The organism is Kitasatospora sp. NPDC052868 (assembly GCF_044547105.1).
Classification (GTDB): Bacteria; Actinomycetota; Actinomycetes; order Streptomycetales; family Streptomycetaceae; genus Kitasatospora.
Map to the genome: position 1 here is coordinate 182,433 of NZ_JBITZW010000014.1, position 6,932 is coordinate 189,364.

The 6,932-nt window shown below is 70.2% G+C and carries 9 protein-coding genes; 2 read left to right on the forward strand and 7 right to left on the reverse strand.

The window, feature by feature from the left end:
• From ACIGZJ_RS24150 to ACIGZJ_RS24160, 3 genes are all read right to left on the reverse strand, one after another.
• Entirely contained in the window at positions 1–666 is a 666-nt protein-coding gene (locus ACIGZJ_RS24150) for an aminodeoxychorismate/anthranilate synthase component II (RefSeq protein ID WP_396459166.1), read from the reverse strand.
• A 55-nt stretch (positions 667–721) separates the two neighbouring features.
• Positions 722–898: a hypothetical protein gene (locus ACIGZJ_RS24155; protein ID WP_392930258.1), complete on the reverse strand. Its 177-nt coding sequence runs from the start codon at positions 896–898 to the stop codon at positions 722–724.
• Between the two features lie 71 nt (positions 899–969).
• On the reverse strand, positions 970–1,731 hold the full coding sequence (locus tag ACIGZJ_RS24160) for a DUF881 domain-containing protein (protein ID WP_396459167.1): 762 nt from the start codon (positions 1,729–1,731) through the stop codon (positions 970–972).
• Positions 1,732–1,904: 173 nt separating this feature from the next.
• Here ACIGZJ_RS24160 and crgA point away from each other — a divergent pair, with 173 nt between their 5' ends.
• A complete protein-coding gene (crgA, locus tag ACIGZJ_RS24165; protein WP_392930261.1) occupies positions 1,905–2,153 on the forward strand; it encodes a cell division protein CrgA in 249 nt (82 codons plus the stop codon).
• 411 nt (positions 2,154–2,564) lie between these two features.
• On the opposite strand, the gene ACIGZJ_RS24170 is transcribed toward crgA, so the two are convergent.
• On the reverse strand, positions 2,565–3,470 hold the full coding sequence (locus ACIGZJ_RS24170; protein WP_396459168.1) for a rhomboid family intramembrane serine protease: 906 nt from the start codon (positions 3,468–3,470) through the stop codon (positions 2,565–2,567).
• An 85-nt stretch (positions 3,471–3,555) separates the two neighbouring features.
• A complete protein-coding gene (locus tag ACIGZJ_RS24175) occupies positions 3,556–4,080 on the reverse strand; it encodes a peptidylprolyl isomerase (RefSeq protein WP_392930265.1) in 525 nt (174 codons plus the stop codon).
• Positions 4,081–4,292: 212 nt separating this feature from the next.
• Between ACIGZJ_RS24175 and ACIGZJ_RS24180 the strand changes: the two genes are divergently transcribed.
• Positions 4,293–5,153, forward strand: a complete 861-nt coding sequence (locus tag ACIGZJ_RS24180) for a DUF5324 family protein (RefSeq protein ID WP_396459169.1) — start codon at positions 4,293–4,295, stop codon at positions 5,151–5,153.
• A gap of 244 nt (positions 5,154–5,397) precedes the next feature.
• Here ACIGZJ_RS24180 and ACIGZJ_RS24185 read toward each other — a convergent pair whose 3' ends face one another.
• Together ACIGZJ_RS24185 and ACIGZJ_RS24190 are read right to left on the reverse strand one after the other, a co-directional pair.
• Positions 5,398–5,973 carry a GNAT family N-acetyltransferase gene (locus tag ACIGZJ_RS24185; RefSeq protein WP_396459170.1) on the reverse strand — a complete coding sequence of 192 codons (576 nt, stop codon included), beginning with the start codon at positions 5,971–5,973 and terminating at the stop codon, positions 5,398–5,400.
• Positions 5,970–6,737: a GntR family transcriptional regulator gene (locus ACIGZJ_RS24190; RefSeq protein WP_396459171.1), complete on the reverse strand. Its 768-nt coding sequence runs from the start codon at positions 6,735–6,737 to the stop codon at positions 5,970–5,972. Before ACIGZJ_RS24190 ends, ACIGZJ_RS24185 begins: the two co-directional genes overlap by 4 nt.
• Positions 6,738–6,932 lie beyond the last annotated feature (195 nt).

Sequence of the window (6,932 nt, forward strand, 5' to 3'; positions counted from 1 at the left end):
TCAGCCCCGACCGATCACCGGGGCGAGCCCCGCCGAACGGCCCACCGCGTGCGGATCGCCGCACTCGGCCAGCCAGTTGGCGAGCATCCGGTGCCCGCCCTCGGTGAGCACCGACTCCGGGTGGAACTGCACGCCCTCCACCAGCAGCTCCCGGTGGCGCAGGCCCATGATCACGCCGCTCTCGGTGCGGGCGGTGACCACCAGCTCCTGCGGCACGGTGGCCGGCTCGACCGCCAGCGAGTGGTACCTGGTCGCGGTGAGCGGCGAGGGCAGGCCCTCGAACACCCCGCCGTCCTCGTGCTCGACCGGCGAGGTCTTGCCGTGCAGCAGTTCCGGCGCACGGCCGACCACCGCGCCGTACGCCACCGCGATCGACTGCAGGCCGAGGCAGACGCCGAACACCGGCAGCCCGATCCGTGCGCAGTGGTGCACCATCTCGATGCAGACCCCGGCCTCCTCCGGCGCCCCCGGCCCGGGCGACAGCAGCACCCCGTCGAACCCGGCCCCGCCGTCGCGGCGCACCGCGTGATCGACCGTCACCTCGTCGTTGCGCACCACCTCGCAGGTGGCGCCGAGCTGGTAGAGGTACTGGACCAGGTTGAAGACGAAGCTGTCGTAGTTGTCGACGACCAGGATGCGGGGCGGCGAGGTCAGCTGGGTGGTCATTCGGACGCTATCTCCGTGGGATGCGGGGACGGGGAGGAGGAGCAGGGCCGCCGGGTCAGCCGGCGGCGCCGTCACCGCCGTCCACTGTGACGTCGCCGAAGGGCAGTAGCGGTTCCGCCCACGGGAAGACGTAGGTGAACAGGAGGTAGACCACCCCCAGGACGAGGAGCAGCGAGATGACGGCCCGGACCAGGGAGTTCCCCGGAAGATGGCGCCAGATCCAGCCGTACATGGTGCTCCCTCGACGTAACGGACTGGGGTCAAGAGTAGACCCGTGATCCGGGCCCGGGCGGCGGGCCGCCGCTACTGCCCGCCGGCCGAGCGCAGGTCCGCCGTGCCGGAGTAGCCGGGCACCGTCAGCTCGCCGCTCTCCTGGACCTTCCAGCCCAGCCCGTAGGCCTGCACGTACTTGAGGTAGGTGCGGATCGTCGGGTCGCCGTCCACCGCCGCCCGCAGCGCGTCGGTGCGGCCCACCGCCTTGACCACGTAGGGCGGCGAGTAGACCCGGCCCTGCAGCAGCAGGGTGTTGCCGACGCAGCGGACGGCGCTGGTGGAGATCAGCCGCTGGTCCATCACCTGGACGCCCTCGGCGCCGCCCCGCCACAGCGCGTTGACCACCGCCTGGATGTCCTGCTGGTGGATGACGAGGTCGTTCACGCCCGGCTCGGGCACCCCGGGGATGCGCGCGGTCGCGTTCGGCGGGGCGTCGTTCAGGGTGACGGTCAGACCGGGCCCCTGCAGCGGCTCCAGCGCGGCGGCCTGCTGGAGGGCGTCGAGCCGGGCGGCGTCCGCCGGGCTCTGGCCCTGCTGCTCGGTGAGCTGCTGGGAGTGCTCCTGGAGGTCGGCGAGCTGCGCCTGGGCCTGCTGGTTCTGCGAGCTGCGCTGACGTATCACGTCGCCGAGGCTCAGCAGGGAGTTGTCGGTGCGCAGATCGGTGCCGCGGGCGGTCTGTGCGCTGATGTAGAAGAGCAGTCCGGCCAGCGCGAAGACGGCGCAGGTCAGGGCACGGCCGACAATTCGGGTGCCGGAGGCACGGGTGCGGGCGGGCTGAGGGGGAATCGACAAATTAGGCACCGTACCCTTATCTACTTCAGACCCGCCGAGCCACTACGCTAACGGACGCCGGTGGCATGTGTGGGATCGGTCCCCACTGCTTTCCGGCACAGCCATCAATACTGCCGCCTCACCCCCCGCTGCACCCTGCGCGGTCTCACAGCGCATCGACAGGAGAGCTCCTCGTGCCGAAGTCTCGACTCCGCAAGAAGTCCGACTACACCCCGCCGACGACGGCCGTGGTGAAGATCAGCTCGGGCCGCAGCTGGGTGGCCCCCCTGATGCTGGCGCTGTTCCTGGTCGGCCTGGTGTGGATCGTCACCTACTACGTGACCAGTGGCAGCTGGCCGGTCGAGAGCTGGCGGAACTGGAACATCCTGGTGGGCTTCGGCTTCATCGCCGCGGGGTTCGGCGTCTCCACCCAGTGGAAGTAGCTCCGGGCGCGGTAGCCCCGGAGCGCACCGTGCCGGCGGGTACGCCGAGCACGTCGAGCGCCTGAACACACCGGACATCCGAGCGCGTCCGCACCGCCCCGGCCCGACCGCCGGGGCGGTGCGCCGTGCCGTCCGGGCCCGGCTTCCACGGCGGTGAGGGTGTGGACCCGGCTGCGGTCGGATCGTCCGCCCATCCCGTTATCGCGTTTATCCACATGGTTATCCACACTGGGGAAAAGTCCCCACAGCCTGTGGATAACCCGGGGCCGGCGCGCATTCCAGATCCCCGTACGCGCTCCCCCGTACGCCGGATACGCACAGCAGGACACGCGTAGAACAATCGTCCACACCGGGCCGGACACACCGGCTGTGCACAACTCCCCACCCGCTGTGGACAAACGCGCGGTCGCGTCACCCGCCGTAGCGGGCCGTTCCGACCAGCACCATCACCAGCACCACGGCCAGCATCCCGAGCAGGGTCAGCCCCTGGACGGCCTTCCGGCTCTCCCGCGGGGCGTACATCAGCCCGATCGCGGTCAGCGTCCCGGCGACCAGTCCGCCCATGTGCGCACGCCAGTCGATCCCGGGCACCGAGAACGTGACGATCAGGTTGAACACCAGCAGCGCGACCACCGGGCCCAGTGGCGTCCTGGTCCGCCGGTACATCACGGCGGTGGCGCCGAACACCCCGAACACCGCCCCGGAGGCCCCCAGCGAGTTCATGAAGCCGCCGGCCACCAGGAAGGCGAAGGCGCTCCCGGCCAGGCCGGAGAGCAGGTAGAGCGCGAGGTAGCGCAGCCGCCCGAGGGCCGCCTCCAACGGCGGGCCCATCACCCAGAGCACCACCATGTTGGTGGCGACGTGCCACGGCGCGGTGTGCAGGAAGGCCGCGGTCAGCAGCCGGTACCACTGGTCGGGACCGGCCGCGACACCGTACGGGAAGCCGGTGATCTGCGGGCCGACGCTGAACAGCGAGAGGTCCTCGGCCAGCCACGGGGTGAGCACGTAGGCGGCCAGCACGAAGACCACCAGGTTGATCCCGACCAGGATCCTGGTGACCAGCCCGCCGTCGGCGGTCAGCTGCCCGCCGAAGCGGGTGGTCGCCCGCCGCACCTCGCGGTGGCCGCCGGCGACGCACTCCGGGCAGTGGAAGCCCACCGAGGCGCTCACCATGCACTGCGGGCAGATCGGCCGTCCGCACCGGCTGCAGCCGATGCCGGTCTCCTGGTCCGGGTGCCGGTAGCAGCCGGGCAGCCCTGAACCGCCGTCGGCCCGCGGAGGGCGGTCGGCCGGAGGCCTGGGCTCGTCCGGGAGCATCAGCGGGTTCCCCTTCCCGTACGCGATCCCGGCGGCGCCCCGCCGAACGGAGTACCACCGGGATCGTCAGCGTACTGCGACCGGATCAGGCGCGGGTGATCTCCACCGACTCGATCCGGATCTCGTCCAGCGGGCGGTCCTGGCCGCCGGTCGGGGCCGAGGCTATGGCGTCCACGACCTTGCGGCCGGCCTCGTCGGCGACCTCGCCGAAGATGCTGTGCTTGCGGTTCAGCCAGTCGGTCGGCACCACGGTGACGAAGAACTGCGAGCCGTTGGTGCCCGGGCCGGAGTTGGCCATCGCCAGCAGGTACGGGCGGTTGAAGGACAGCTCCGGGTGGAACTCGTCGGCGAACTTGTAGCCCGGGCCGCCGACACCGACGCCCAGCGGGTCGCCGCCCTGGATCATGAAGCCGGAGATCACGCGGTGGAAGATCGTGCCGTCGTAGAGCGGGCTCTTCGAGACGGCGCCGGTGCCCGGGTGGGTCCACTCCTTGCTGCCCTCGGCGAGCTCCACGAAGTTGGCCACCGTCTTCGGGGCGTGGTTCGGGAACAGCTTGATCTTGATGTCGCCCTTGTTGGTCTTGAGGGTGGCGAACAGTTCCTCGGCCACTGGAGTGCCTTCCTGTCTACGTCAGTAACACCGGGAATCATCCCACGCCCCCTGCGGCCCACCCCGGCCACCGCCCTCCCCACCGGGCTCCCCACCGTCCTCCCCCGCTACCGCGCGTGGCCCACTCCGGAGTGCCGGTGGGCGAATCAGGATGCATGATCAGCATTCAGGTGGATATGTGCATATAGGACGCCACCGAGGAGGAGAGACTCGTGACCCGTTTGGACTCAGCTCGTGAGACGGCCGGAAAGACCCGGGACACCCTCGCGCCCTACGCCGCCACCGCCAAGGACACCGCGGTGCACCTCGCGGACGGCGCGAAGCAACGACTGGGCCCCGCCCTGGACTCGATCGGTCCGAAGGCCTCCCAGGCCGCCCACGGCGTGCGCGTCCAGTACGACCGGCGCATCGCCCCGCAGCTCGGTCACGCCTTCGCCAGCCTGCCGCCCGACGCCCAGGAGAACGTCCTCAAGGCCGTGCACCGCACCCAGGAGGCCGCACTGGCCGCCCGCCACTCCGCGGCCCGCGCCGCCGACCAGGCGCGGGCCACCGTCGGCCCGCGGGTCACCTACGTGGTCGACGGGGCCCGCTCGACCGTCGTCCCCGCCGCCCAGGAGGCCCAGATCCGCGGCGCGGCCGCACTGACCGCCCTGCACGGCCACGTCACCTCCGCGGAGATCGGCGACCTCGCCGCCAGGAACCGCCGCAAGGAGCAGCGCAACGGCTGGGCCACCGGCCTCGCCGTGGCGGGCGCCCTGGCGATCGGCGGCGGCATCCTGATCTGGCAGTGGTGGCGCCACCAGGGCGACCCCGAGTGGCTGGTCGAGCCGTCGTCCGCCCTCGACCCGGAGAACGGCTCGCAGAACTCCCCCGCGGGCGGCTCCGCCGGCGCTCCGGCGGCCCATACCGGCGGTGCGCACGCCGCGAGCGCCGACACCGCCGCGGACGCCCCGGTGAACGGCTCGGCCGCCGCCTCGGCCCAGGCCGGCACCCCCGCGCCCGACCCCGCGCCCGACAAGCCAGGCTCCGACGACGAGCGCCCCAAGCCGCACGACCCCCGCAAGCCGCACTGACCGGCCGTCCGGACAGTGCGCACAGCCCGGACAGCCCGGACAGCAGAACGGCCGCCGGCCCTGGATCCAGGGTCGGCGGCCGTTGCCGCATCGTGAAACTGTGGAGCTTAGGAGACTCGAACTCCTGACATCTGCCTTGCAAATTCGTTCGACCCGAATCGGAAGCTGCTGACACTCCTTCAAGGGCCGCTCCGCCTGGTCGCCAACGGTCGCCGCAGACCGCTGGCGTTCGCTGGCGTTGGTGTCAGGAAGTGATGTCGGAGAGTGCGTCTACATCGGTCGTGGTCTGGTCTGTGAAGGCGTGCTCAGCCGGGAGGGCGGCGCGCTGAGCCAGCCAGCCCGACACCCGAGGACCACCGTTCACGGCTCCCCCCTCCTGCACCGTCCGGACGTAGTTGAAGCCATGGTCCAGGTAGTACTGGTGAAGCCGCTCATTGGTGGTCCAGGCGTCCAGCCTGAGCCACCCGGCACCATCGCGCGCAGCCCGCTCACCCGCCCAGTTCAGCAGCCGCCCGCCCAGGTCCTGCCCCGCGTACGAGCGCGACACCGTGAGCTTGTTGATGTAGCGGGCCGGTTCGGCCAGCTCAGCATCCGTCCAGAGGCCATCCTCTGCCTCTGGGGTGAGGGTTATCGTCCCGGCCGTCTCCGCGCCGTCACGCAGCATGAAGACCACCCCGGCCTCTATGGTCGCCAGCAGCTTGTCAGCCGGGTAGTCCCGGCTCCACTGGTCGATGCCCCGGGCGTTCAGCCAGGAAGCTGCCTCACGGCGAGCCGCCAGCAGGTAGTCCAGGTCCGCCGGACCGGCGGTCTCAATGATCACTGGGCATCACCGCGCGCCGCCAGGTCCCCGATCTCGTAGTTCATGTGGTTCAGGTCCCCTCGGAGCGTCGTGATGGTGCAGCGGACCGGTTTGTCCGCCGAGTACCCGATTCGACGCCAGATGAGCACCGGGATGCCGGCGCCGATCTGAAGCAACCGGGCCTCCTCGGGAGTCGGCATCCGGGTGGAGATGTCGTCGTGATAGCCGACCTGTTCGACGCCGAGCCCCGCCAGGTAGCGGGTGGTCCCTTCGTCGATGTCCCCCGGCTGCGCCAGCCTCGGAGCCATCTCTAGCAGCCACATCGGGTAGTTGGTGGCTTGGGTCGACCATGGCACTCCGTCGACGTAGCGGTGGCAGAAGCGCAGGACCGTGGTGTCCCCCTCCGAGATCCCCAGCTGTTCGGCCACCTCGGCACGGGCGGGCTGCATCTCAACCCGGAAGTCCTGGTGCGGCCGTCGGCCGGCCTGAGTCACATCGGTGCTGTACGCGTCCCCGTTCTGGGGGAACGTCAGGTTCTCGAACCGAGAGGCGTTCAGGCTGAAGACCTCGTGCGACCTGACCTCGTAACCCAGCCCCTGGCTAGACGTGATCAGGCCCTCGGTCACCAGCACGTTCAGGCCCGAGCGAACCGTGTTCCGCGATGCATCGAAGCGCTCGCAAAGGTCGCGCTCAGAGGGCAGGCGGGCGCCGGGCGGGAAGACCCCCGAGGTGATCTCAGTCCGAAGGGTGTCGGCTACGCGACGGTACAGCGGCTGCGGGCTCATGCATCCATCATGACGCATCCAGTCAACTGGTCCCTACATGTTGGACCAGAGGACTTGACGACTGCCCTGAGTAACGGCACCATCATGTTCAGCAGCTTGTACCTACCAGTTGAGCCAGAGGTTCAACAGGGACAAGATGTGCTCTGAACTGCCCAAACACGCAGTGGAGCGGCGCCCATCCGCCAAGAAAGCCGC